We start from the raw sequence: 23,553 nt of genomic DNA on the forward strand, positions 1-23,553 counted from the left end.
TTCTCAATTCACTCATTCTTAAAACTATTGATTCTCAAAAGGACAGGGCTATGCACATTTCTAATACCATCAGATTGAGTTTTTGCACGCTGTCACTGGCTACCGTGCTGTTCACTTCTGCCAATGCGGCAGAAACAGCGTCGGGCAAACTGGTGATTTATACTTCTCAGGCACCGGAAATCGCACAACAGACAGTCGATGCCTTTAAAGCGGCATATCCCGACGTTCAGGTGGAATGGACGCGTAACGGCACCACGCAGCTGATGAATGTGTTGCAGACGGAAATGATGGCCGGAGATGTGAAAGCCGATGTGCTGCTGGTGGCAGATTCCATCAATCTGGGTGCCCTGAAAAAAGACGGCAAGCTGATGGCGTATCCTGATGCGCCGGTCAGTAATATCAGCCCGGATTTTTACGATAAAGATAAAACCTGGTTCGGCACAAAAATCATCGCCACGGTCATTGCTTACAACACGAAAAATGCCAAACCGGTCGGCAGCTGGATGGCGCTGACCGACGCACAGAATAAAGGTCAGGTGGCGGTGCCAAGCCCGTTGTATTCCGGGGCTGCGCTTTATCACCTGCACACGGCCATTAACACGCCGGATATTGGCTGGGCGTTTTATCAGAAACTGGCGGCAAACGGGATTACGCCGGAAGGTGGAAATGGCCCGGCGCTGAAAGCCGTTGCCAGCGGCATGGCGAAATACGGTGTGATCACGGATGCCGATATTATTCGTGCGAAGAAACAAGGCTCACCGATTGATCTGGTGTATCCGAAAGAAGGCGCGTCATTTGTGACAGAGCCGGTAGCCATCCTCGCCGGGGCGCATAACGTGCCGGCAGCCAAAGCGTTTGTGAATTTCATGCTCTCGCCGCAGGGACAGCAACTGGTGGCAAAACAGGGTAACCGTCCGATTGATGCAACCGTTCCTGCACCGGAAGGGTTTGCGCCGGTGGGTTCCATCAAACTGCTGACGCTCGATTCTGACAAAGCCGTGGCTGACGATAAGCAGGTACGTGCGAAATTCACAGAAATCTTCGGCGGCTGATGGCTGAAGGGAAAGGCAAATGAGCGTGATGAGTGAAATTCAGCGCCGCACGGTGGCTGCGCACAGGCGTTACTGGCCGGGCAGCGAAAAGGCGGTTCTCTGGGGGCTGACGCTGCTGATTGGCATTTTGTCTGTAGCACCGCTGGCGCGACTGGTGTGGGCGGCGGTGGCACCGCAGGGTATCCCGGATTTCTCGCGGTTGAGCCATCTGCTGGGAACACGACGGGTGCTGACCGCCACGCTGAATACGCTGACGATTGCCGTTGTCTCCACGTTGCTGGCGATGTTGCTCGGCACCGTGGCGGCGCTGCTTATCGCGTTAACCAATTTACGCGGCAAGCAGGCATGGGTTTTCACGTTCATCCTGCCGCTGATGATCCCGCCGCAGGTGACGGCGCTGGCGTGGGTTCAGGCGCTTTCGCCGTCCAGCCCGGTCTTGCAGTTCTTCGGACTGAGCCTGCCGCCGGGTTCCCCTTCGCCGTTATATTCGATGAGCGGCATCCTTCTTTTACTGGGTTTGCACAATGCGCCGCTGGTTTTTCTGATGGTGCGCGCGGGGCTGCGTCGTTTGCCCGCCGATCTGGTTGAAGCTGCGCGGGCAGGCGGGGCGCAACCGTGGCGGGTTCTGTTTACGATCATTTTGCCACTGGTACGTCCGGCGATTTTTGCCGGTGCGGCGCTGTCGTTTGTTACGGCGGCGGGTAATTTCGGTATTCAGGCGATGCTGGGCATTCCGGGGCGCGTTCCCACATTGATCACGCTGGTTTATCAGCAACTCAATACCCTTGGTACATCGGCGCTGGCGGATATGGCGGTGCTGTCTTTGCTGATTGCCACGATTACGCTGGGCGGTCTGATGATCAGCCGGTGGCTGGGCGGGCGTCAGGATGTGCGTGTGACCGGTACGCCACGATCTTTACATCAGTCACTCGGGCGATGGCGTTTACTGGTAGAGATTATCGTCTGGCTCTGGATGATCCTGACCCTGTTGTTGCCGCTTTCCGCGCTTCTGACAACATCACTGACGCAGGGATTCGGGCAGGCGCTGACGTTTAGCAGCCTGACGCTGACTAATTATGCCAATGCGCTGTTCGGGTATCCGTCTATCCGCCAGGCCTTTTTCACCAGTCTGGGGCTGACGCTGCTTACGGCGGTGATCCTGACCGTCGTCTCGCTGTTTCTGGCTTATTTTCTCAGCTGGCAGCGCACGCGGCTGGTGCGAGTTTTACAGTTATCCACGGAGCTGGCTTATGCGTTACCGGGGATTGTCACGGGCATTGCCGCCATTCTGTTTTTCCTTAAACCCCTGCCGCTGATCCACGTCAGCCTGTATGGCACGGTGTGGATTATTCTCGCGGCCTATCTTTCCAACTTTATGGCGCTGGTTCTGCGGCCCACGATGGCGGGCTTTGCGCAGATAGAACGTTCTCTGGATGAGGCCGCACAAATCTTTGGTGCCGGTTTCCTGCGGCGGATGCGCGATATCCTGATGCCGCTGGCGGCACCTTCAGCAATGGCAGGGACGATTCTGGTGGTCCTGACGGCGCTTAATGAAATTCAGGTGTCGGTTCTGCTGGTGACGTCCGGCACTCAAACGCTTGGCCCGATGATTGTGTTTCTCGACGAGGGCGGCTCTTCGACGCTCGCGGCGGCTACAGGTTGCCTGATGATTGGTGTGGTGCTGATGCTGATGTTACTGGCGTCGGTGTTTGCCCGACGTTTGCCGGAAGGTGTGCTGCCGTGGAGGGTATGAATTAAGGAAGTCGGTAAAGTGCTAAACAGGCAAAAGTTTGCGGCTTTCGAATGTGTTACCGTTTCGGAACTCACTGATATCAGGAAGATGATAATGACTGATCCCCGGCAAACGCGTAAACACGCTGAACAAGAAGAAGACAGCCGACCGCTACTCATTAAACTCGTTCCGGTTACCGGACAAAGCCACCGCTGGTTATACCTCGGAAATGGCCCGGCGGCACAGGATGCTTATCTGTTACACCAGCACAACATTACTTCGGCGCTCAATATGGCCGTTAATCTCCAGCTCGGTAATCTGGCGCTGCCGGATGGCACCTGGCTGCGGCGAACTCAAATCGGGCTGATTGACGGGGCGGGCAATACGGTAAATCACCTGCTTGCAGGCGTGCTGGCGCTGGATGGTTTACTGGGACAGGCCAGCCCCGGTAAACGCAGTTATCCGCCACACCGTGCGGCAAATGTGCTGGTTCACTGTCGTGGCGGGCGCAGCCGTTCGGTGGCGGTGCTGGCGCTTTATTTGTATTTCACCCAGCAGGATAAATTCCCGACGCCCGAAACCGCGCTGACCTTTTTACGAACCCTGCGCGGCCTCGATAATGCACATCCCTGCGAACCGTTGCTGGCGCTTATTCATCAGGTTGCGGAATTGCCGGTAAAATTTATGTTCGGGCAAATTGCGCAACCAGAGACAGGAGCCATGCCGTAATTCCCCTCGTTTCATCACATCCAGCAACAGATTTATTTCAAAGACCCGCACTCCCTGTCATCGCGGGGAGCCTGCGCTGATTCGTCAGCCTGAATCCGGATTCGTATTGATCATGTAAGAATTTAGGGAATGCGTGCGGGAATGATAATTATGATGAATAATACGTGCCGTTTTGTTGCGGACTTGTGCATTATTCACGGCCAGACTTCATTTGCTAATGACGAAAGTTTACGGCCGGTGATAGTTTGCACGAAAACTGCCATAAAGAGGCTATTTAGCATTCCATGAGTAATCAAATTACAACCGCCAAGCAGCTGGAAGTTCAGCGCATTGTCGACGTTTTATCGAAGGCTATCGCACAGCAACGTCTGCGTCCCGGCACACGCCTGGTAGAGTCGCAGCTGGTTGAGGCTCTCAGCGCTAACCGTAATCATGTGCAGGTTGCGCTACAGCGCCTGTCTATGCAGCGCATCGTCACCATTGAACCTAACCGCGGGGCGATGGTGTCACAGCCGACGGCGAAAGAGGCCCGTGAAGTGTTCATTGCCCGCCGTGCGATTGAACGCGCGATAGTGGAAGGGATTAACCCGGACTGTATCCGTCAGCATCGCCAGCGTATTCAGACGCATCTGGACGGCGAGCGGGAAGCGGCGAAATCCGAAGATCGTCGCGTGATTGTGCGTGAGCTGAGCGAGTTTCATCTGATCCTCGGGGAAATCTCGGGCAATAGCGTGCTGAGTGAAATCCTCGCGAACCTGATGGTGCGCAGTTCCCTGATTGTGGCGTTGTATCAGCGCGCCGACGTGTCTTCGTGCCAGTGCGATGAGCATCAGGCGATTATTGAGGCGCTGGAAAGGGGAGATAATGCACTGGCCGTGCAGCTGATGCAGGAACATCTGAACGAACTGGAAAGGGTTCTGGATCTGGATGATGAAGCGTCGGGAGAAATTAATCTTCGTCAGGTGCTGTCGGATCTGTAGCCGCAAGTCACGTGCGCCCGCCGCGGATCCGCGGGCAGGCGCTTTGAGAGCTATGAAGATTTCAATGAGCGCAACTGCGCGCGGTCATTGTAGAAGCGCTGATACGCCAGATAACCGGCAATAATTGTCGATAAACTGGCGGTCGCCAGCAGCATAAATGTCACCATAATCTGATATTTAATCGCTTTCACCGGGTCGATCCCCGCAAAAATCAGGCCAGACATCATGCCCGGCAGACTCACGATCCCCACGGTTTTTGCGGCATCAATTGTCGGGATCATCGCCGCACGAATGCTGTCACGGATAATCTTTCCGGAGGCCATTTTTGTCGGCGCGCCGAGGCTCAGCATTTCGAGGATTTTCTGCTGGTTGTCGATAAAGCGCTGATTCAGGTTGCTGTAGCACAAACCGACTGCCACCATCGCATTCCCTGCAATCATCCCTGAAATGGGGATCACCTGCATTGGCAGGAATTCAATTGATCCGCTGAGGATCAGAATCGTTAACGTCAGCGCCGTGCCGACTGTTATGGCGATAAACGAAATGACAAAACCGTTATCGATATTCTTGCTGCGTTTCTTCGCATTCAGCGCCGCATTGACGCAGATAAAAAGCACCATGAGCACGGTTAACAAGCTGTTATTGATATCAAAAATATATTTCAGGACATAGCCGACCACCACCAGCTGAACAATGGCGCGCGCCACGCTCCAGATGATGTCTTTTTCCAGCCCGAGTTTTTCTTTCTTGCTGACCAGCAGGGCGACGACTACCAGAATCAACGCCAGAGCCAGTGACTGATCGGTAATATTATGCTGATTCATGAGCCGGACTTCCTTGCGTGTGGCGGGTCAGGGTAATGACGTGTTTGGCGTGACAAATTTCGTTCAGGTCATGGCTGACCCACAACACGGCCAGCTGTTTTTCGGCGACCAGGCTGGCAATAATGTCATTAATATTGACTTTATTTTCCTCGTCCAGCGCACTGGTGATTTCATCGAGCAGCAGCACATCGGGCATAAACTGCAAATTACGCAGCAGGGCGACGCGCTGTTTCTCACCGCCGGACAACTCCTGAACCCGTTTCGTCAGCATATCCTCTGCCAGGTTTACTTTGGTCAGCCAGGCGCGCAGCTGTGTTTCATCGACCTTTTTATTGCGGATCTGGTAAGGCAGCGCGAGGTTGTCGTAGACTGTTTCGCCAAACAGCGACGGCGTCTGGAAGCAGTAGGAAACACGCTGACGATAGGTTTCAGGCTTAATCCGGCTGATGTCTTCGCCTTTAAAATACAGGTTGCCGCCGGTCGGGTTTTGTAATGATGCGATGATTTTCAGCAGCGTGCTTTTTCCGCTGCCGGAAGGGCCGGTCAGCAGGGTAAATTCACCGGGATTCAGGGTTAATGAAACGGGCTCAAGGAGCGGAATATTATTGAGGGTGAACGAAACATCGTTCAGCCGGAGGAGGTCAGCGGGGTCAGACACTTCAGAAGATCCTTGCGAGAACTAATTGATAGTGTGAATGATATCACTCTTTGTGGTGATATTGGCTGGCGCGGAAGGTCTAAAACGATTTCAAAATATTCGGCAGGTGGTTGTGCTAATGCCACAAAAAAACGGCTCCCGCCCGGTGAGGACAAGAGCCGCCAAGAAAGCCGTTAAGGCAATCTGTGATGACTACTGTGCAGGAGCAGCAGGGGCTTCCTGTTCAGGCGTTGGTGCTGGCGCTGCTGGCCCGCCCAGAATACCCAACAGACCGGCGAATTCCTGCAACGTCATTTTCTGTCCATTCAGGTCAACCTGATTGTCAGCGTAATGGAAGCTGCTGGTGATGGTGTCATCTTTCACGGTAGTCAGTTTGAACATCTGACCCATCGCGGCCAGACCCTGAACCTGTTGCTGAGCCAGTTTTGCGGCATCGTCAGCGTTATAGCCTTCGAGCTGCGCGACCTGAGTGGTCACCTGAGTCGCCATTGGCAGAGGAATCGTCAGTTTGGCATCCACTTTATTCACCAGCTGCGACAGCATTTGATCCTGCGTTTGTGCCGGTGTGGCAGCCGGGTCTTTCAGATCCAGTTGCAGGGTAAAGCTGCTCTCGCCTTTGCTGTTTTTCCAGCTCAGCGGAGCGATGTTGATGCTCGGATTACCCTTGAGCAGTAATGGCAGGTTCGCCAGCAGTAAATCAGCTGCCTGTTGCTGATAAGCCGCAGGATCCAGTTCACCCTGTTTCATCAGCAAATCACGCGACTGCTGATTGTAGTTATCTGCAAACTGTTTCAGCGCCGCACCATCCAGCTTATCCAGTCTGAGGGACAGTTTTGCTGAACCGAAATCCTGACCCTGCACTTTCAGAGCGTCGATGGTGTAATCCTGCTGACCGGTGATGTTATTGCCGTTTTCAGCGAATTTGCTCACCAGCTTGAAGTTATCCAGAGAACCTGCGTCTTTACCGTCCACGTTCACCAGAATTTGCTTCACGGTCAGATTCTGATCGCCCACGCCTACCTGGAATTTACCCTGATGGGTATCGCTGTCCATGCTGAAACCGGCCAGCGTGACTTTCTCAAGCTGGCCCCACTGATTTTTAGAGGTAAGCGCCACGCTGTCTGTGCTGGCTTTCAGTTTCATCGCAGTCAGGTCTTTATCAACATCAACATCGATTGTACCGCCGGAGAATTGCAGCTGACTTTCGTCTTTCTGGTAAGTCACCGGAATGATATCAATCGCTGAAGCGCTGGCGCCGCTGTAAGACAAACGCGTGTCCGCGGTGATCAGCGATTTGCCTTTGGTGACGTCAAACAGACCTTTCAGCGTCGGGGTGTTTTGCAGCTCTGAATGCACGGATGCCATGCTTGGGATCAGATTGAATTTCTTCAGCTGAGCGGCAGGGAACGGGCCATGATCGATGGTTTCGATAAAGGCAATTTCATCACCGGTTTTCAGCACGCTGGTACCGGCCGCGGCAGCCGCGGCCTCGGGTTGCAAAACAAGACGCAAGTTGCTGCTGAACAGCCCGCGATGGTAATCCTGATAGCTGACTTTCAGACCTGCTTTTGGATAAGCGCTTTGCAACTGGCTGTTAGCCGCAGCAACCTGCTCATCCAGATGTTGTTCGATAAGTTTACCCGTATACCACGAGACGCCTGTCCAGGCCGCGCCAAGGACTACAATGACGCTTACAGCGACTATCGACTTCTTCATATCTCTGTTTATCCTTATGAAATATCCCGAAAATAAAAAACGCCTTACGGCGTTCTTAGTCTTCTGAGTGTAGCTGAATCAACAGAAAAATCATCAAATTGGGGCACGCAGCCCCAATTTGTTTCATCTTCGTTTCATCTCACCTTACTTGCTCAGGGTATTGAAGACCCGCGCAATGCGGCCGTTACCGCTCACGGTCACCGGTGATTCGCTGGCGGCCAGGTAACAGGATTCGCCCGGCAGCAGCGTCAGCGTTTCACCCTGTCTTGACAGCACACTTTGGCCTTCGATACAGAAGACGATTGCTGCGCTGTCCTGTTCCAGCGTTTGTGGTTCCGCGGCAATCTCATGAACCGAGAAGGCAAAATCTTCGACAGGAATAGGGAAGTTGAGTTCCGCGCCTTTTTGTACCGGCGTGGTGAGCAATTCACTTGCAGGTTTGGCGTTAAATTTCAGGTTGGCCAGCAACTCAGGGATATCGATGTATTTCGGGGTCAGACCAGCGCGCAGCACGTTGTCTGAGTTCGCCATGACTTCCAGAGACACGCCTTTCAGATAGGCGTGCGGCGTTTCGGCGTACAGGAACATGCCTTCGCCCGGTTGCAAAGTGATCACGTTGAGCAGCAGCGGGGAGAACAGACCGGAATCGTCCGGATAGAATTCAGAAATACTGCGCACGGTATCCCACGGTTCGCCATGCTGTTCACGGAGCACGGATTTCAGCACGTCCAGCGCACGGGATTTGTCTTCACCTTCCAGACTCAGCAGGCCGGCAAAAAGGGCACGCAGATGGTCGACATCGGGATAATTCAGGAAGCTGGCAATCAGCTGATGCGCACCGGCTACGGGTTGCAGCAGGGAAACGATGTCACGCAGTTCACGGAAACCGTTCATCGCCTGGAAAGGCGTCAGGGCGTAAACCAGCTCAGGTTTATGGTTCGGATCTTTATAGTTACGCTCTGCGGCGTCCAGAGGAATGCCCGCAGCATTTTCTTTCGCAAAACCAATCTCGGCGGCACCTTTGCTCGGGTGAACCTGAATGGAAAGCGGCTGGTCGGCACACAGGACTTTAAACAGGAAAGGCAATTCGCCGAAACGTTTGGCGACTTTTTTACCCAGTTGGCCATCAAGATCAGCGCTGATTTGATCACGCAGGGAAAGGGTCTGGCCTTCGGCATTCACAACCTGAGAACTGCTTTTCGGGTGAGCACCCATCCACAGTTCTGCCATCGGACGGCCTTGCGGGTCGGTGATCCCATAGAGTTTAGTCAGTGCGTCTTTACTGCCCCAGGCGTAATTTTGTACACCGTTATGCATCTTTTGCATTGCTTCATCCTGAATAGAAAAGTTCTGGGCATAGTAAACAATGACAAAGCGGGCTTTACAACTAAGATGCCTCAAAAAGTGCGGTTAGGGCGAAAACTCGGAATCAGGATCGATTCGAATTATACGTCTGCCTTATATGACACTATACTCGACCCATAGCTTCGTGAATGCGTGGGACCGCATCCGGCACTCAAAAACCTGCAAAAAACCACAATTATCAATCGAATTCATCATTCGGGCAAAAAAGCTAAGGAGACTGTAATGGCAGCGACTCGCATTGAAAAAGACTCAATGGGGCCTATCGATGTTCCGGCAGATAAGCTTTGGGGCGCACAGACACAACGTTCGCTTGAACACTTTCGTATTTCCTCGGAAAAAATGCCGGTGGCTCTGATCCACGCGCTGGCACAAACGAAACGTGCAGCGGCCAGTGTGAATATCGATCTGGGTTTGTTACCCGCCGAACGGGGTAACGCTATCATTGCGGCGGCAGACGAAGTGCTGGCCGACAAACACACCACAGAATTCCCGCTTTCAATCTGGCAGACCGGTTCCGGCACCCAGACCAACATGAACATGAACGAAGTGCTGGCCAACCGGGCGAGTGAAATCCTCGGCGGCGAGCGCGGCGAAGGGCGCAAAGTTCATCCGAACGATGACGTGAATAAAAGCCAAAGCTCGAACGATGTCTTCCCGACCGCAATGCATGTGGCGGCGGTGACTGAGCTGCGCGAAAAGCTGATCCCTGAGCTGAACGTGTTGCACAAAACTCTTCAGGCTAAGGCCGAAGCATTTCGCGATATCGTCAAAATTGGCCGTACACACCTTCAGGATGCTACGCCGCTCACGCTGGGCCAGGAGATTTCCGGCTGGGTGGCGATGCTGGAACATAACCTTAAGCATATCGAAAACAGCATTCCGCATATCGCCGAACTGGCGCTGGGCGGCACTGCGGTCGGTACCGGCCTGAATACGCATCCGGAATATGCCGTTCGCGTGGCGAAAGCGCTGGCCGAACTGACCGGTCAACCGTTTGTGACGTCACCGAATAAATTTGAGGCGCTGGCCACCTGCGATGCGCTGGTTCACGGCCATGGCGCGCTGAAAGGTCTGGCCGCGTCGCTGATGAAAATTGCCAACGATGTGCGCTGGTTGTCATCCGGCCCGCGTTGCGGCATCGGCGAGATTTCCATCCCTGAAAACGAACCGGGTAGTTCCATTATGCCGGGTAAAGTGAATCCGACGCAGTGCGAAGCAATGACCATGCTGTGCGCGCAGGTGTTGGGTAATGATGTGGCGGTGAATATCGGCGGCGCTTCCGGTAACTTCGAGCTGAACGTGTTCCGCCCGCTGGTGATCCACAATTTCCTGCAATCCGTTCGTCTTCTGGCTGACGGGCTGCGTGGCTTTAACGAGCATTGCGCAGTGGGCATCGAGCCAAACCGTGACCGTATTTCGCAATTGCTGAACGAGTCGCTGATGCTGGTGACCGCGTTGAATACGCATATCGGTTACGACAAAGCGGCAGAAATTGCCAAAAAAGCGCACCACGAAGGCCTGACGCTGAAAGGCTCAGCCCTGAAACTCGGCTATCTGACGGAAGAGCAGTTTGATGAGTGGGTGCGTCCGGAAGACATGGTGGGCAGCATGAAGCGCTGATCGTTTCCGGTTAAATGTTAGAAAGTAAATTGAGGTCCGGATTTCCGGACCTTTTTTGTGCGCGCCGCGTTCAATAACGGCGCTTTATAACGGATAGTCGGTATATAAATGAAGACGTTTGATCAACAGGCTGAGCGGCTGTGATTTCGGCTTATATTTGTGTGTTACCGACGACGCATCGTAATCCTGCAATTCGCCGAGTTTTGGCACCTGCATGACCGGCGTGCGAAGACACAGCGCAATCAGCGGCAGCGGGCAGGGATGTTGCACCTGCTTCTGGCTGTTGCGGTACCACACGCGCGCAATCGGCTGGACTTTCACCGGACGTTTAAATTTCAACGCCGCATGCTCTGGCAGGCGCTTAACGTCGTTCATCTCACGGTTAATATTTTCCATCCACTGCTCGCGTGTGTACGGCGAAACAGCGCGGCCTGCATTCAGGCTCTTTTCCAGCTGAGCCAGCACTTCATCGCGCGTGACGTTTTTGATGATATGTTTGTTCGCCCAGCCAAACCGCACGGAATCCGGATCATTCAGAAAATTGACCGAGCGGTAAGCGTTCAGCGTAATCAGCCCGCGTAGATGAGTATGAACAAATTCAAAGCGCTGTTCGCGGGCGAGACCTGATTCAACGGTGACAATATTCTCCAGCTCGGCTTTTAATTTATTCACTTCTTCAATCAGCAACAGGGCGGACTGATGCTCGGCTTCGTCCACCGCATAACACAACACGCCGGGCAGACGGACGGCGGATTTACTGCTCACATTCTCGTTATTATGATGGATAAACAGACGCTGAAAATGCTGTAACGCCAGCTGCTGCGCGGCTTCACCGGTAAAAGGGGTCACCTGAATTTTGTCCGCAGGATTATGTTCTTCGCCCTTGGCAATCTCCGGCAAGGCAAATACTCTGGCCTGCAATAACTCCAGCTGATTCAGGAAATTCCCCAGGTCGTGCAAAGCCAGTTCCAGTTCGTTAAAACAACCGTTCATCCGGGCAATTAAATCATAATCTGCCATAAACCCTCCAGTTAGTTACAACATACAGTTTATGGCATAATTCAAAACCGTGCACACCTGACCTTCATTTTTTTTAACAATACCCGAATTTGAATGCCGTTTGGCAGGGGAAAAGGGGCGGTTTAAACCTGCCCGGCTTTATCGTAAGCTTATTCATCACATCGCCAGAAGGCCTGCCATGAACTCTGAATTTCCTGATGATTTACCGCGTTGCCCCTGGGGTGATAACGACCCGATGATGCGCGATTACCACGATCGCGAATGGGGAAAACCGGTTCGCGACAGCCGGGCCTTATGGGAAAAGCTGATGCTGGATGGTTTCCAGGCGGGCTTATCATGGCGGATCGTACTGAAAAAACGCGATGCTTTGCGGCAGGCATTTTACCATTTTGACCCGCAAAAAGTGGCTGAATTTACTGAAGAAGATATCGAAAGATTGGTGAACGACGCCACCATTATTCGTTCGCGCAGCAAGATCACCGCAGTGATTAAAAATGCCCGTGCATATCTGGCCATGCAGGCATCAGGTGAAGAATTTGGTGAGTGGATTTGGGCGCAAATTGACGGTCAAGCCATTCAGCACACTGGCCCGGTTCCCACGAAAGATGCGCTGTCAGAACGGATTTCGAAGGATCTGAAGAAAAGGGGATTTACCTTCGTCGGCCCGACGATTGTCTATGCCTGGATGGAAGCGACGGGCCTGATCAATACGCATCATCCCGACTGTTTTCGTCGTGCTCAGGTAGCGGAAGATGCCTGAAACCTACTGAATTATAAGTAAAAAATATCATGAGCTGTGATACTTTTGATATTGTGACGGTGTCACTGAAAGTTGTCTGACAAACGCCCGCCGCAGGATATCGACGCTGGAAAATCCGCATTCCGCTGCGATTTGTTTTACCGCCAGCTCGCCAGCTTCCAGCAGCTGACGCGCGTAAAATACACGCTGCTGTTCAAGCCATTCGGCCGGTGACTGATTCAGTTCCTGATTAAATAAACGGGTAATGTGTCGGGCGCTGATCCCCATATGTGTGGCGAGACTTTGCACATTATGCGGCTGATCCAGAGAATTCAGCACCCAGCGCTGAACGTCCTGCAAAGCAGAACGTCCGCTTAACGAGGCCTGCCCATGGCGGCTAAATTGTAACTGGCCGCCGGGACGTTTGAAAAACATCACCAGCTGCGCGGCAACGACGAGAGCTGTTTCGCGCCCGAGATCTTCCTCCACCATATTCAATGCCAAATCCAGCCCGGACGTTACGCCAGCCGCGGTGCGAAGTTCGCCATCGGCAATAAAAATAGCGTCAGCTTCTACGCTCACCTGCGGATATTCCTGATGAAGCCGTTCCGCAACAGTCCAGTGTGTGGTAACGCGACGCCCGTTGATTAATCCAGCCGCCGCAAGCAGCATCGCGCCGCTACAAACCGAACCGAAACGCTGCGCGTGATGGCTCCACCGGCAAATATTTTCATGCAGCTTTTCGTCTGAAAGGTAGTTGTCGAGTACCGGCGCACCGGCTATCAGGAAGGTATCCAGTGCGTCAGGTAGCGGGGCGTCGAGGGTCAGATCGGCCAGAAGCCGGGCGCCGGAAGACGAAACAATGACCGGATCGGCCACGGCCATCACGCTGAGTTTATACACCTCACGCCCGCGTTGTTGATTTGCCTCGGCAAAAACGTCCAGCGGGCCGGAAACATCCAGCAACTGAACGCCGGGCACGGCCAGGATAATGATGTGTTTGGGCATGAGAGAATTTCCTGTCGCAGAATGCGGTTATGTCCTTAATCGTCACCTTGAGACGATTGATGACATTTATAGTGAAGCTTATTCTGGACTCATTCAACCCAACCGGAGAAATATTATGAGTCTGAACATTCAGGGCATCCGCATTCCCGACAGCAAAATGGCGCGCGAAGCCACCGAACTGGTGCGCGATACAGAAACCGATTTACTGTTCCATCATTCCAGCCGCGTGTATTACTGGGCGGCGCTTGCCGGTCAGCAACGTCAGCTTAAAGTCGATCACGAATTGTTGTATATCGGCTGTATGTTCCACGACATGGGGCTGACCCACGAAAATTGTAGCTGCGATAAACGCTTTGAAGTGGACGGCGCAAACGCGGCCCGCAAATTTATGCAGCAACACGGTGTCAGCACGCAGGATATTGATAAAGTCTGGACCGCAATTGCCTTGCACACCACGCCGGGGATCCCTGAATTTATGGATCCGGTCATAGCGCTGGTGACAGCGGGTGTGGAAATGGACGTTCTTGGGATTAATTATCAGGGATACGAAGACGATGTTCGAAATGCGGTTGTGGATGCGCATCCGCGGACACCGGCATTTAAAGAAGACATCATTCAGGCATTTTATGATGGCATCAAAAACAGACCGCAAACCACATTTGGCAACGTAAAAGCGGATGTCATTGCCGACAAAGAACCCGATTTCATCAGAGGCAATTTCTGTTCGGTGATCCGCGGATCCCGCTGGCAGGGTTAAGGAGAAAAGGGCGCACCGGGCAAGATTCCGGTGCGTTTTCCTGTCAAACAAAACTGTCAAACCAGACGAAACGCGATCATAAACAGTGATTTCAGACCCGGGTAAATCTCGCTGATCACCTGTTTCAGCTCAGGTAATGTCATATTTTCCTGCACGGCATGGGCGTTATTCAGCTCGTCAAACTGTACCGGCGTAACGTCGAGAATCTCGATATTGCAGAAGAAAACGTTGTCTTCATAACGACTTACGCGAACACGATCGCCCGCCACAAAATCCGCATCGCTGGCTTCACGGAGCGTGATCGTTTTGCGCCCGGCCAGAATATCGGCCTCGAAACGACCGTAAAAAGTGATGTCTTTCATCAGATGTTATCTCTCAGCGCTACGTTAAAGTCTTGTCCGCCACATCATACGAAGCATGCCGATAAAATCAATAAACACATTGATAAATATGATAAAAAATGATGAATTGGTAACAAATCCAAATCTTTCGCTGACAGGCGCCTGAGGTCGCGTGAGACACTCAGAATTCACGTAGCGCGATCAAATGACGGTCAGAATGGAGAGGAAATGGACGATATTTCGGCGAAAAACATCATTTCACTGTATCAGCGACATGCTGATATCTGGGATAAATTGCGTAAAGATCAGGGATATGAAAAGGCGTGGCTGGACGATTTTCTGGCTCTGATCCCGTCAGAAGGCCGCATTCTGGACATCGGTTGCGGAGCAGGAAAACCCATCGCCGAATATTTTATAGAACGTCATTTCTCAGTGACTGGCGTCGATGCTTCAGAACCGATGATTTCGATTTGCCGCGAACGTTTCCCGGAACAACGCTGGCAAGTTGCCGACATGCGTTTGCTATCGCTGAATGAGAAGTTCGACGGGCTGATTGCCTGGGACAGTTTTTTCCATCTGACGCGCGATGATCAGCGCGCCATGTTTGCCATTTTTGAGAAACACGCAAAGCCTGATGCAGCATTGATGTTCACCAGCGGTCCCGGCAACGGCGAGGCGATTGGCACATTTGAAGGGGAAGATCTGTATCACGCAAGTCTGGCTCCGGAAGAATACCGGGCGCTGTTTGATGAACATGGTTTCAGGGAAGTGAAGATGGTTGCCGAAGACCCGACATGTGCCGGACATACCATCTGGCTGGCACAGTTTAAAGGCTGAGATAGTCAGTGAATTGGTGAAAGCTGCCGGAATGAAAGGATGCAGAACTGGCAGATTTTACGGAATGACGTGACGGACTAAAGCCGGACATCCTGGGTTTCTTAGATAATCAAAGTACGTATAATGTATATTATGTTAAATAAGAATACCATTAACGCACCCGCCATCAATCCACCGTCTCTCCTGCCATACTGTTCCTTTTTCATGACTCTTCATCAGCGCTTTGATCTTCAATATCACCATAAGATACGTAAGCCCGGCATGTTTAACAGCGCGTCGAAGGTTTCGTGTTCCTGCGCACTGGCAGTAACCGGTAAACCGGCGAATAAATTGGACAGCATGCGAACTCTCCTTTCGGCGGATTTCAGCCAATGTAAACTGACATCGCTACGTGAATTCTGAATTTATGGCAGTACCATAATGCTGCAGAATTCACGTAGCGCATTCTTCATTTCTGCCGGTTTCTGCTATAACCCGGCATAAACCTTCTCAACCTTCGCCATGTATCGTGGTGCCTGCGGCGCCGGATGATACTGACGAACATGCCAGTTAAACGCTTCCGGCGTCAGCTGATTGATCATCTGGATTGCCGTCTGGCGGTTTGCGGAAAATGTCCGCAATAAAGCACCGGCACCGTTGGCGTAAGCGACTTCTGTAGCATAGCGACGCGTCAGCGGATCGTTAATCCAGTTTAATTGCTGATGCTGTAATCCGCTCAGATATGCCGCGCCCAAATCAATGTTGGTTTCCGGGTCATGCAATTGTCTGTCGCTCGGGCAACCACGTTTACCTTTGTACCGGTATGCATCACAGCCGCTGGTCGAGGCTTTAAGTTGCATCAGCCCAATGGCATTCGACGGGCTGACGGCGTCCGGATTGTAACTGGACTCAACCTGAATGATTGCTTTAATCAGTTTCCGGTCGACTTTGTAATTATCCGCCGCATCTTCAATTTCATCGTCATAAGCGTGGGTATCGTATTTTTTATAATGCGTTTTGCCTGAGCAACCCGCCAGAATCATCAGCATAATCAGCAGGCTGATCCGTGACGGCTGTTTGAGTAATGAATTCATGAAATCTCACGGTTGAATGCGTCATTTTGGACGCTGACAAGATACCCTTAACGCCGCTGAGTATCATGGTTTAATTGAGTTTTTTCACATTTTATGTGTGCCAAAAATGCGCAATGCAAACCCCCTGCCGTTTTCATCTTCTCGGACTTAGCCTGAATGCCTTATTGACTTATTTAATACAGATTGTATTTTTAATGCCATGAAAACTTTTCTGATTATCGTCCCTGACGGGGGCATGTTATTCGAGGCGGCCGGTATCGCCGACATCCTTATGCAGGCGAATCGTCTGATGCCTGCTGGCGGAACAAATTCGCCTTACCAGGTCACGGTCGCCACCACGCAACCTCACCGCGTGGTTCACGGCGTTTCCGGCCTGAATTTGCTGGCGGATCACCGGCTTTGCGACCTCGACCCTGAACTTCCCCGCGACACCATCCTGATCACCGGCAAAGGGCTGACCGAAGAAGAAGGCTCGAACGTCGTTGACTGGGTCAAACGCGCTGCACCCCATGCCCGGCGTGTTGTCTCCATTTGTGGCGGAGCCATGTTACTGGCTAAGACCGGGCTGCTGGATGGACGTCACGCCACGACTCACTGGCGATTACTGGACACGTTGCAGGCCGAATTCCCGCAGATCACCGTCGAACGTGGGCCCATCTATGTGCAGGATGGTCCTGTCTGGACTTCCGGCGGTGTCAGTTCAGGCTTTGACCTCACGCTCGCGCTGGTGGAAGACGATCAGGGTTTTAATCTGGCCAGAGACGTTGCACAGGATTTAGTGATGTTTCTGCGCAGGCCTGGTGGACAGGCGCAGTTTAGCCGCTATCTTTTGAATCAGGCCAGCGAAGGCCCTATCCGTGAGCTTCAGCTCTGGTTACCTGAAAATCTCACCGGTGATTTATCCGTCGAAGCTCTGGCTGAACGCGCCGCCATGAGCCCGCGTAATTTTACCCGGGTTTTCACCCGCGAAACCGGGATCACTCCGGCCAAATATGTTGAAGAAGTTCGCCTTAATGCAGCCAGGCAGCGGCTTGAACAAACCACACAAGGCGTCGAGCAAATCGCACTGGTCACCGGTTTCGGCAGTGGCCTGAATTTGCGGCGTGTTTTTGAAAGGAATTTACACCTGACCCCGACGGAATACCGGGAACGCTTCTGCTCACGCATGTTGGCGTAAATAGCTCTTTTATTGTCATTTACGCCAAATCTCCTTCGGTCTACATTACATGCAGGTCTGATAATAAAGGAGTTTCATCATGGTCAAAGTTGGTATCAACGGGTTCGGCAGGATTGGTCGAAATGTTTTACGCGCCGCACTGGGTCGTAATGACTTCCAGGTCGTCGCCATCAACGATCTCACCGACAGTAAAACCCTCGCGCATCTTCTGAAATATGATTCCCTCTCCGGCACGTTAAATGCCAAAGTCGAAGCTGGCGAAGGGCAACTGTTGCTCGATGGCAGAGCTATCCGCGTCTTCTCCGAAAGAGATCCGGCAGCGATTCCGTGGAGCAGCGTCGGTGTTGGTATCGTTATCGAGGCGACCGGTTTCTTCACTGAAAAAGACAAAGCCGAATTGCATATCACCAAGGGCGGCGCCAAACGCGTCATTATTTCCGCACCGGCCAAAAATGACGACATCACTATCGTGATGGGCGTAAATGACGGCGGTTATGATCCTGCCAAACACAAAGTGGTCAGTAACGGCAGCTGCACCACTAACGGTCTGGCACCGGCGGCGCAGGTTCTGCATTCAACCTTCGGGATTGAGCATGGCCTGATGAACACTACGCATGCGTATACCAATAGTCAGGCGTTGCACGATCAGCCTGAGAAAGATTTGCGCGGTGCGCGTGCGGCGGCGGTGTCGATTGTTCCGTATTCCAGTGGTGCAGCCAAAGCTATCGGTAAAGTCATTCCTGAACTGGAGGGCAAAATGACGGGTTATTCCCTGCGCGTACCGGTTCCTGTTGTGTCGATTGTTGACCTGACCGTCAACCTGAAACGTGAAGCCACGGTCGAAGAAATCAATGCGGCATTCCGTAAAGCTTCGGAGTCTGGCCCGCTGAAAGATATTCTGGGCTACAGTGAAGAACCGCTGGTTTCCAGTGATTATCGCGGTGACCCGCGTTCTTCGATTGTTGACGGGCTTTCCACGCTGGTTATCGGCGGCAAGCTGGTGAAAATTCTGGCCTGGTACGATAACGAATGGGGCTTCTCAAACCGTCTGGTTGATCTGGCGCTGCTGATGGAAAAAAGAGGTTTATAGCCTCCTTTTTCCTGACAGACAGTATAATGAGACACCGCCGTAAGGCGGTGTTTTTACAGTTGTTTCAGACAGACGCTTTGTGTTGAATAATAAACTGTATGTTGTAACTAAGCATCTCTGCTTTGAATGAAATGCGTTATTCCTGCGGCTCCATTAATGGTAAATGTTGCTGATCGTGCTAATCTTACGCCACTGAAAACCTGCTTACGCCCGACAGTGAGGAACCTTTGACCACTTTACGCCGCCCGGAAGCATCCATTCCCAGGCTCCGTTTCCTCCCGGAAACCATTCATATCGGCCGTCAGTTGCGCACTTACTGTGATGCCCGTTTCAAAACCATTGGGCTGACGCTCGCCCGCGGGCAGGTGCTGTTGCACCTCGAAGCCGCTCAGGGTCGCCTGCCTCAGGGAGAGCTGACCGCCCTGCTGGAAGTTGAGCATCCGACTGCCATCCGCCTGTTTGACAGCCTCGCCGAGCTGGGTTTGCTGGAACGCTGCCCCGGAGATTCCGACCGTCGTTCGAAAGACATTAAGCTGACCGACGCCGGAATTGAACTGGCGAATCAGGTTCGCAGCATGACCGATGACATTTTGATCCGCGTAATGGAAGGCATTCCGGATAAAGATATTGATGTCGCCCGCGACGTTCTCGCCAGCATCACCGCCAATATCGCCGCGCTTTAGTGGCGTTTTCCCCTTCCCGTTTTGCCCTTTCCTCTGCATTAATCACTTGCGTTACTGATTTGTTATTCGTTATTTGCGTTTGTAAATATCACCAATATGAATAATTGGACTAGACACATCTGAAACGCCTTATTACATTATGTAGCAAGCTACAAACTAGTTGGGTAACGACTTACAAGGCATAACGATGACGACGCGTTCTGATTCAGATGTCCGGCAGGACGCCGGTGAATTAACAACACGGGATGCATCACCAGAAAAAGAACTCTCCACACCACCGCCTGAAGGATTACCGAAACCGCAGCCAGCCTCGGTGCCTCCGTCACAGCATCACCCTTTTGCCGTCCGGGTCAGCACCTGGCTCTGGCACTATCCGCGTGGCCGGATTGCAGTTTATGCGCTGGCCTCGCTGATTATTGGCCTGACGCAGGGGCTGGGGATTAACCTGGTCAGCTCTAACCTGACGGGTATTCAGGGCTCGCTGGGCATTTCCAATGTCGAAAGTTACTGGCTGGTGGCAGCCTATACCGCGACCAGCGTCACCGGCACGATCCTGCTTTATAAAATCCGTACCCAGTTTGGCTTCCGGCGTTTCGGCGAATACGGGCTGCTGTTTTTTGCCGTGGCGTCTCTGGCACAAACCTTTACCCACGATTTTCAGACCGCGCTGGCCGTTCGCGCCGTCATGGGTTTTGCGATGGCCTCTCTCGGCCCGCTGGCGTTGTTTTATATGTTCGAGATTTTCCCGCCCGCTAAAAAACTGACCGCCGGGCTGTGTTTCGGGCTGGCGGGCAGCCAGATTGCCCTGCCGGTTTCACGCATTATTTCGCCGCATCTTCTCGATCTCGGTCACTGGCACCAGCTGACGATGCTGGAATCCGGTCTTTCCCTGATTTGTCTGGCAATTATCTGGATCCTGCCGCTGACGCATCCGCCCCGCGTGAAGGTATTCGAACGCATCGACTGGATCAGCTATCCGCTGATCGCCACCGCCGTCGCCTGTATGTCCGTGGTGCTGACGATGGGCCGTTATTACTGGTGGCAGGAGAAAGACTGGATAGGCGAAGTGCTGGTGGTCGGGATTATTGCGCTGACCCTGTCTTTTATGGTCGAACTCAAACGTAAGAATCCGATAATCGATTTGCGCTGGCTGATGACGCCTGAAATGCTGCTGTTCACCGGTTCGATGCTGTTTATCCGTATGCTGCTTTCCGAGCAAACCACCGGCATGGTTGGCTTTCTGAATCTGGTCGGCCTGGTGAATGACCAGCTGGTAACGCTGTTTTGCGTGATTCTGGCCGCCACCGTTGCCGGGCTGGTGGTCGTCAGCATTATTCATAAAGCGAACCGTATCGTTTACATCCATCTGTTTTCCATTGCCCTGATTGCCGTGGCCTCGCTGATGGACGCCAATTCCACTGCGGACACCCGCGCGGAACAGTTTTACCTGACACAGGGCATGATTGCGTTTGCCGGTGCCATCTTTCTGCCGACGTCCTTATGGCTGGGTTTTATCCGCGCGTTGCAGTTCGGGCAAAGCCAGATCATCAGTTTCGTGCTGGTGTTTCTGTCTACACAGAACGTCGGCGCACAGGTCGGCGGCGCTTTCCTGGGCACCCTTCAGATATTGCGCGAGAAGTATCATTCCGCCGTTCTGGTTGAACATATCAGTTTGCAGAATCCGCTGGTGGTCGAACGAATTTCCCAATACAGCCACCTGCTGAAACCGGTTCTGACGGATGGCACACAGCAGAGCGCCGAAGGTCTGGCGCAGCTGAGCACGAAGATCACCCAGCAGGCGGGACTGCTGGCCTACAACGATGTTTTTAGAGTGGTTTTTTATATGTCGCTGGGCTGTATCGTCGTGCTCGGCGGACACATTATTACCGGAAGGATCCAGACAAAAAAACGCGCAGCCTCCGAAGCGGTTGCCTGAATAAACAGATCCTGTTGACGAATTAAAACGAGGTATACGGACAAAGTGATGAAAAATATCTTTCGTTATCCATCCATTATTGTAGTGCTTTGCTTAGGCATTATTGGCGTGATGATTGTGTTGTACAGCTGGCAGCTGTTTCCATTTAACTCCAGGGTGGAATCGACCGATAACGCGTATATCCGGGGGAACGTTACCCTGCTCAGCCCGCAGGTGTCGGGTTACATCACCGGGGTGAAAGTGCAGGATTTTATGCCGGTGAAAAAAGGCGATGTGTTGTTTGAGATTGACGACAGCACTTACCGGCAGGAGCTGTTACAGGCCGAAGCCGCGGCGGCACAGGCGCAGGTGACGCTGCAAAACTTCGAACAGAACCGTGCGTCCGGTGCTGCCAGCCTGCAACTTGCAGAAGCGGAATTGCAAAGCGCGCAGGCAACACAAAGCAAAGCGTCAATCGATACCCGTCGCAACGGGCCATTGCTGCAAAAAGGATTGGTGTCAAAAACCACCGGAGATGAACTTCAGGCGGCGTTACTGACGGCGGAGGCCAACGTGGCAAAAGCGCGCGCATCCGTAAATATCGCACGCCAGAGTCTCGCGCTGGTGGAAGCCAATAAAGCGTCGCTGGCCGCGGCATTAAAAGCCGCGCAGGCGAAAGTTGAAGTGGCACAAATCAATTTACAGCACACGCAGATTGTCGCGCCGTCCGACGGGCAGCTCGGCGAAATCAGCGCCCGCATGGGGCAATACGTCAGTGCCGGAACGCAACTCACGTCGGTCACGCCAAAACAAGTCTGGGTGACGGCCAATTTTAAAGAGCGCCAGCTGGCGGGAATGGCTGTCGGTGCGCCCGCGTCTTTCACGGTGGATGCGCTGAACGATCATCCGTTTACAGGCCACGTGGTGCGGATTTCTCCGGCCGCCGGTTCGGAATTCAGCGTCCTGAAAGCCGATAATGCGACCGGGAATTTCACCAAAATTTCTCAGCGTATCGCCGTACGCATTGAGCTGGAACCGGATCAGGCGCAGAGTGACCAGCTGCGACCGGGAATGTCCACGGTCGTCAGTGTTGATACCTCAAAGGCACCTAAAATCTGAATCAGCCGACAATATCTGAGTAGTAGCGCTGCGCAACGTCCGGATGAGAGCGCAGCCGCCCTTTCAGATAGTTGAATCCCACGTCGCGGAACAGCGGATTGAGCGGATCGCTGGCATCGCCGCGAGCTTCTTTTGCCAGTTCAGGCGGCAATGGAAAGAGCGGCACTATGGCGTCCAGCTGCGCGCCGAGGAAAAAGGCCAGCGACAGCCGTTCGCCTTCAGCAGGCGGAGACACCACGCGGTGAACCGTCGCACGCAAGTAACCGTTGGTGGCCAGCTCCAGCAGTTCGCCGATATTCACCACCAGCGTATCCGCCACCGGCAGCGCATCGACCCATTCATTTTCCTCAACTTCAACCTGTAAACCACGCTGTTCATCCTGCAATAAAAAGCTCAGGAAACCCGAATCTTTATGCGCACCGACGCCCTGATTTCCCGCGCCGGCCGCCCGCCCCGGATAACGGATCAGCTTGATGTGCTCATTGGGTTTTTCGCCATACAAAGGATCAAAGGCGTCTTCCGGCAGTTTCAGCGCCAGCGCAAAAGCCCGCAATAAACGCAGCGACATCGCCGTCATTTCCCTCTGCCAGCGAAGCAGCAGCGGGCGCAACTCAGGCAACGCTTCCGGCCACTGATTCGGCCCCTGCAATCTCGCCCACGCAGGCGTTTCTGCGCTTACGGATAGTTTTGGCCGTTCGGCACCGAGGTCAAACTGTTCGCGCCAGTCCGGCTGACCGCGGGTAATCTCTGACGCAGCGCGGTTATAGCCGCGAAAATGCGGAGAATTGATCATGGCGACGGCCAGCTTATCTTCTTCCGGCAAGGCAAAGAATTCCCGCGCCACGCGCTGCACGTCGTGAAGCAACGTGGCATCTACACCATGATTTCTCAGATAGAAGAACCCGATTTCGCGGGCGGCGTAACGCAGCTGCGACAAAAACGATTCACGCTCTTCTGGCGTACCAGAAAACTGACTGAAATCGACTGAAGGGATAGTTGTTGATGTCTGGCTCATTGCTGACTCCGCCGTGATTATGGGTGATAATCGTCAACGCTATCACAGCGCCGGAGCGGCCGACCAATAGCCAGATAATCTGGTTTATGCTTCGGGGTTATGA

At 53.1% G+C, this 23,553-nt stretch carries 22 protein-coding genes; 13 read left to right on the top strand and 9 right to left on the bottom strand.

Features of this window, described 5'->3' with window-relative positions; all coding sequences use genetic code 11:
• The first annotated feature begins 50 nt into the window (after positions 1 to 50).
• From J8X26_RS13850 to J8X26_RS13865, 4 genes are all read left to right on the top strand, one after another.
• Positions 51 to 1,052, top strand: coding sequence for an ABC transporter substrate-binding protein (locus J8X26_RS13850; RefSeq protein ID WP_193333127.1), 1,002 nt, complete (start codon positions 51 to 53; stop codon positions 1,050 to 1,052).
• Between the two features lie 19 nt (positions 1,053 to 1,071).
• On the top strand, positions 1,072 to 2,805 hold the full coding sequence (locus J8X26_RS13855; protein ID WP_208951147.1) for an iron ABC transporter permease: 1,734 nt from the start codon (positions 1,072 to 1,074) through the stop codon (positions 2,803 to 2,805).
• A gap of 93 nt (positions 2,806 to 2,898) precedes the next feature.
• Complete coding sequence (locus J8X26_RS13860; protein WP_244370561.1) at positions 2,899 to 3,513, top strand: dual specificity protein phosphatase; 615 nt, start codon at positions 2,899 to 2,901, stop codon at positions 3,511 to 3,513.
• A 284-nt stretch (positions 3,514 to 3,797) separates the two neighbouring features.
• A complete protein-coding gene (locus tag J8X26_RS13865) occupies positions 3,798 to 4,493 on the top strand; it encodes a GntR family transcriptional regulator (protein ID WP_152326231.1) in 696 nt (231 codons plus the stop codon).
• Between the two features lie 50 nt (positions 4,494 to 4,543).
• On the opposite strand, the gene fetB is transcribed toward J8X26_RS13865, so the two are convergent.
• The 4 genes from fetB to manA all read right to left on the bottom strand — a co-directional run bounded on the left by fetB (position 4,544) and on the right by manA (position 9,017).
• Positions 4,544 to 5,317: an iron export ABC transporter permease subunit FetB gene (fetB, locus tag J8X26_RS13870; RefSeq protein WP_152326232.1), complete on the bottom strand. Its 774-nt coding sequence runs from the start codon at positions 5,315 to 5,317 to the stop codon at positions 4,544 to 4,546.
• Complete coding sequence (gene fetA, locus J8X26_RS13875) at positions 5,304 to 5,975, bottom strand: iron ABC transporter ATP-binding protein FetA (RefSeq protein ID WP_208951149.1); 672 nt, start codon at positions 5,973 to 5,975, stop codon at positions 5,304 to 5,306. The genes fetB and fetA overlap by 14 nt, the downstream gene beginning before the upstream one ends.
• Positions 5,976 to 6,167: 192 nt before the next feature.
• Positions 6,168 to 7,691 carry a YdgA family protein gene (locus J8X26_RS13880; RefSeq protein ID WP_208951150.1) on the bottom strand — a complete coding sequence of 508 codons (1,524 nt, stop codon included), beginning with the start codon at positions 7,689 to 7,691 and terminating at the stop codon, positions 6,168 to 6,170.
• A 144-nt stretch (positions 7,692 to 7,835) separates the two neighbouring features.
• On the bottom strand, positions 7,836 to 9,017 hold the full coding sequence (gene manA / locus J8X26_RS13885; protein ID WP_208951151.1) for a mannose-6-phosphate isomerase: 1,182 nt from the start codon (positions 9,015 to 9,017) through the stop codon (positions 7,836 to 7,838).
• 261 nt (positions 9,018 to 9,278) lie between these two features.
• Between manA and fumC the strand changes: the two genes are divergently transcribed.
• The gene (gene fumC, locus J8X26_RS13890) at positions 9,279 to 10,676 is read left to right on the top strand and encodes a class II fumarate hydratase (protein WP_165057555.1); all 1,398 of its coding nucleotides are present in this window, start codon (positions 9,279 to 9,281) and stop codon (positions 10,674 to 10,676) included.
• Between the two features lie 84 nt (positions 10,677 to 10,760).
• Here the strand turns inward: fumC and tus are convergent, their stop codons facing one another.
• Positions 10,761 to 11,696 carry a DNA replication terminus site-binding protein gene (gene tus / locus J8X26_RS13895; protein ID WP_152326237.1) on the bottom strand — a complete coding sequence of 312 codons (936 nt, stop codon included), beginning with the start codon at positions 11,694 to 11,696 and terminating at the stop codon, positions 10,761 to 10,763.
• A 178-nt stretch (positions 11,697 to 11,874) separates the two neighbouring features.
• On the opposite strand from tus, the gene J8X26_RS13900 reads away from it, so the two are divergent.
• Entirely contained in the window at positions 11,875 to 12,456 is a 582-nt protein-coding gene (locus J8X26_RS13900) for a DNA-3-methyladenine glycosylase I (protein WP_208951152.1), read from the top strand.
• A gap of 27 nt (positions 12,457 to 12,483) precedes the next feature.
• On the opposite strand, the gene J8X26_RS13905 is transcribed toward J8X26_RS13900, so the two are convergent.
• Positions 12,484 to 13,443, bottom strand: a complete 960-nt coding sequence (locus J8X26_RS13905) for a GlxA family transcriptional regulator (RefSeq protein WP_208951153.1) — start codon at positions 13,441 to 13,443, stop codon at positions 12,484 to 12,486.
• Positions 13,444 to 13,558: 115 nt separating this feature from the next.
• On the opposite strand from J8X26_RS13905, the gene J8X26_RS13910 reads away from it, so the two are divergent.
• On the top strand, positions 13,559 to 14,200 hold the full coding sequence (locus tag J8X26_RS13910; protein WP_152326240.1) for an HD domain-containing protein: 642 nt from the start codon (positions 13,559 to 13,561) through the stop codon (positions 14,198 to 14,200).
• Between the two features lie 56 nt (positions 14,201 to 14,256).
• Here J8X26_RS13910 and yqfB read toward each other — a convergent pair whose 3' ends face one another.
• Positions 14,257 to 14,565, bottom strand: a complete 309-nt coding sequence (yqfB, locus tag J8X26_RS13915) for a N(4)-acetylcytidine aminohydrolase (protein WP_208951163.1) — start codon at positions 14,563 to 14,565, stop codon at positions 14,257 to 14,259.
• 204 nt (positions 14,566 to 14,769) lie between these two features.
• Here yqfB and J8X26_RS13920 point away from each other — a divergent pair, with 204 nt between their 5' ends.
• Complete coding sequence (locus tag J8X26_RS13920; protein WP_165057562.1) at positions 14,770 to 15,378, top strand: class I SAM-dependent methyltransferase; 609 nt, start codon at positions 14,770 to 14,772, stop codon at positions 15,376 to 15,378.
• A 467-nt stretch (positions 15,379 to 15,845) separates the two neighbouring features.
• On the opposite strand, the gene J8X26_RS13925 is transcribed toward J8X26_RS13920, so the two are convergent.
• On the bottom strand, positions 15,846 to 16,451 hold the full coding sequence (locus J8X26_RS13925; protein ID WP_152326244.1) for a transglycosylase SLT domain-containing protein: 606 nt from the start codon (positions 16,449 to 16,451) through the stop codon (positions 15,846 to 15,848).
• Between the two features lie 199 nt (positions 16,452 to 16,650).
• On the opposite strand from J8X26_RS13925, the gene J8X26_RS13930 reads away from it, so the two are divergent.
• The 5 genes from J8X26_RS13930 (at position 16,651) to J8X26_RS13950 (ending at position 22,435) form a co-directional block, all read left to right on the top strand.
• On the top strand, positions 16,651 to 17,628 hold the full coding sequence (locus J8X26_RS13930) for a GlxA family transcriptional regulator (RefSeq protein WP_152326245.1): 978 nt from the start codon (positions 16,651 to 16,653) through the stop codon (positions 17,626 to 17,628).
• Positions 17,629 to 17,707: 79 nt separating this feature from the next.
• Positions 17,708 to 18,718 (top strand): type I glyceraldehyde-3-phosphate dehydrogenase, encoded by a 1,011-nt coding sequence (gene gap / locus J8X26_RS13935; RefSeq protein ID WP_208951154.1) that lies wholly within the window; start codon positions 17,708 to 17,710, stop codon positions 18,716 to 18,718.
• A gap of 227 nt (positions 18,719 to 18,945) precedes the next feature.
• Entirely contained in the window at positions 18,946 to 19,401 is a 456-nt protein-coding gene (locus J8X26_RS13940; RefSeq protein WP_165057569.1) for a MarR family winged helix-turn-helix transcriptional regulator, read from the top strand.
• Between the two features lie 187 nt (positions 19,402 to 19,588).
• Positions 19,589 to 21,337 (top strand): MFS transporter, encoded by a 1,749-nt coding sequence (locus J8X26_RS13945; RefSeq protein WP_208951155.1) that lies wholly within the window; start codon positions 19,589 to 19,591, stop codon positions 21,335 to 21,337.
• A 48-nt stretch (positions 21,338 to 21,385) separates the two neighbouring features.
• The gene (locus J8X26_RS13950) at positions 21,386 to 22,435 is read left to right on the top strand and encodes an HlyD family secretion protein (protein ID WP_152326249.1); all 1,050 of its coding nucleotides are present in this window, start codon (positions 21,386 to 21,388) and stop codon (positions 22,433 to 22,435) included.
• 1 nt (position 22,436) lies between these two features.
• On the opposite strand, the gene J8X26_RS13955 is transcribed toward J8X26_RS13950, so the two are convergent.
• Positions 22,437 to 23,450, bottom strand: a complete 1,014-nt coding sequence (locus tag J8X26_RS13955) for an isopenicillin N synthase family oxygenase (RefSeq protein WP_208951156.1) — start codon at positions 23,448 to 23,450, stop codon at positions 22,437 to 22,439.
• Positions 23,451 to 23,553: the final 103 nt, after the last annotated feature.

This window comes from Rahnella sp. ChDrAdgB13 (genome assembly GCF_017655185.1).
GTDB lineage: Bacteria > Pseudomonadota > Gammaproteobacteria > Enterobacterales > Enterobacteriaceae > Rahnella > Rahnella contaminans.

What these genes read in the sequence shown, in the direction of transcription:
- J8X26_RS13945 (WP_208951155.1), top strand. Translation starts at nt 19,589, where the DNA reads ATGACGACGCGTTCTGATTCAGATGTCCGGCAGGACGCCGGTGAATTA.
- J8X26_RS13865 (WP_152326231.1), top strand. Translation starts at nt 3,798, where the DNA reads ATGAGTAATCAAATTACAACCGCCAAGCAGCTGGAAGTTCAGCGCATT.
- tus (WP_152326237.1), bottom strand. Translation starts at nt 11,696, where the DNA reads ATGGCAGATTATGATTTAATTGCCCGGATGAACGGTTGTTTTAACGAA.
- fumC (WP_165057555.1), top strand. Translation starts at nt 9,279, where the DNA reads ATGGCAGCGACTCGCATTGAAAAAGACTCAATGGGGCCTATCGATGTT.
- J8X26_RS13855 (WP_208951147.1), top strand. Translation starts at nt 1,072, where the DNA reads ATGAGCGTGATGAGTGAAATTCAGCGCCGCACGGTGGCTGCGCACAGG.
- J8X26_RS13860 (WP_244370561.1), top strand. Translation starts at nt 2,899, where the DNA reads ATGACTGATCCCCGGCAAACGCGTAAACACGCTGAACAAGAAGAAGAC.
- J8X26_RS13850 (WP_193333127.1), top strand. Translation starts at nt 51, where the DNA reads ATGCACATTTCTAATACCATCAGATTGAGTTTTTGCACGCTGTCACTG.
- J8X26_RS13920 (WP_165057562.1), top strand. Translation starts at nt 14,770, where the DNA reads ATGGACGATATTTCGGCGAAAAACATCATTTCACTGTATCAGCGACAT.
- J8X26_RS13880 (WP_208951150.1), bottom strand. Translation starts at nt 7,691, where the DNA reads ATGAAGAAGTCGATAGTCGCTGTAAGCGTCATTGTAGTCCTTGGCGCG.
- J8X26_RS13900 (WP_208951152.1), top strand. Translation starts at nt 11,875, where the DNA reads ATGAACTCTGAATTTCCTGATGATTTACCGCGTTGCCCCTGGGGTGAT.
- fetB (WP_152326232.1), bottom strand. Translation starts at nt 5,317, where the DNA reads ATGAATCAGCATAATATTACCGATCAGTCACTGGCTCTGGCGTTGATT.
- J8X26_RS13910 (WP_152326240.1), top strand. Translation starts at nt 13,559, where the DNA reads ATGAGTCTGAACATTCAGGGCATCCGCATTCCCGACAGCAAAATGGCG.
- J8X26_RS13950 (WP_152326249.1), top strand. Translation starts at nt 21,386, where the DNA reads ATGAAAAATATCTTTCGTTATCCATCCATTATTGTAGTGCTTTGCTTA.
- gap (WP_208951154.1), top strand. Translation starts at nt 17,708, where the DNA reads ATGGTCAAAGTTGGTATCAACGGGTTCGGCAGGATTGGTCGAAATGTT.
- J8X26_RS13905 (WP_208951153.1), bottom strand. Translation starts at nt 13,443, where the DNA reads ATGCCCAAACACATCATTATCCTGGCCGTGCCCGGCGTTCAGTTGCTG.
- manA (WP_208951151.1), bottom strand. Translation starts at nt 9,017, where the DNA reads ATGCAAAAGATGCATAACGGTGTACAAAATTACGCCTGGGGCAGTAAA.
- J8X26_RS13930 (WP_152326245.1), top strand. Translation starts at nt 16,651, where the DNA reads ATGAAAACTTTTCTGATTATCGTCCCTGACGGGGGCATGTTATTCGAG.
- J8X26_RS13955 (WP_208951156.1), bottom strand. Translation starts at nt 23,450, where the DNA reads ATGAGCCAGACATCAACAACTATCCCTTCAGTCGATTTCAGTCAGTTT.
- J8X26_RS13925 (WP_152326244.1), bottom strand. Translation starts at nt 16,451, where the DNA reads ATGAATTCATTACTCAAACAGCCGTCACGGATCAGCCTGCTGATTATG.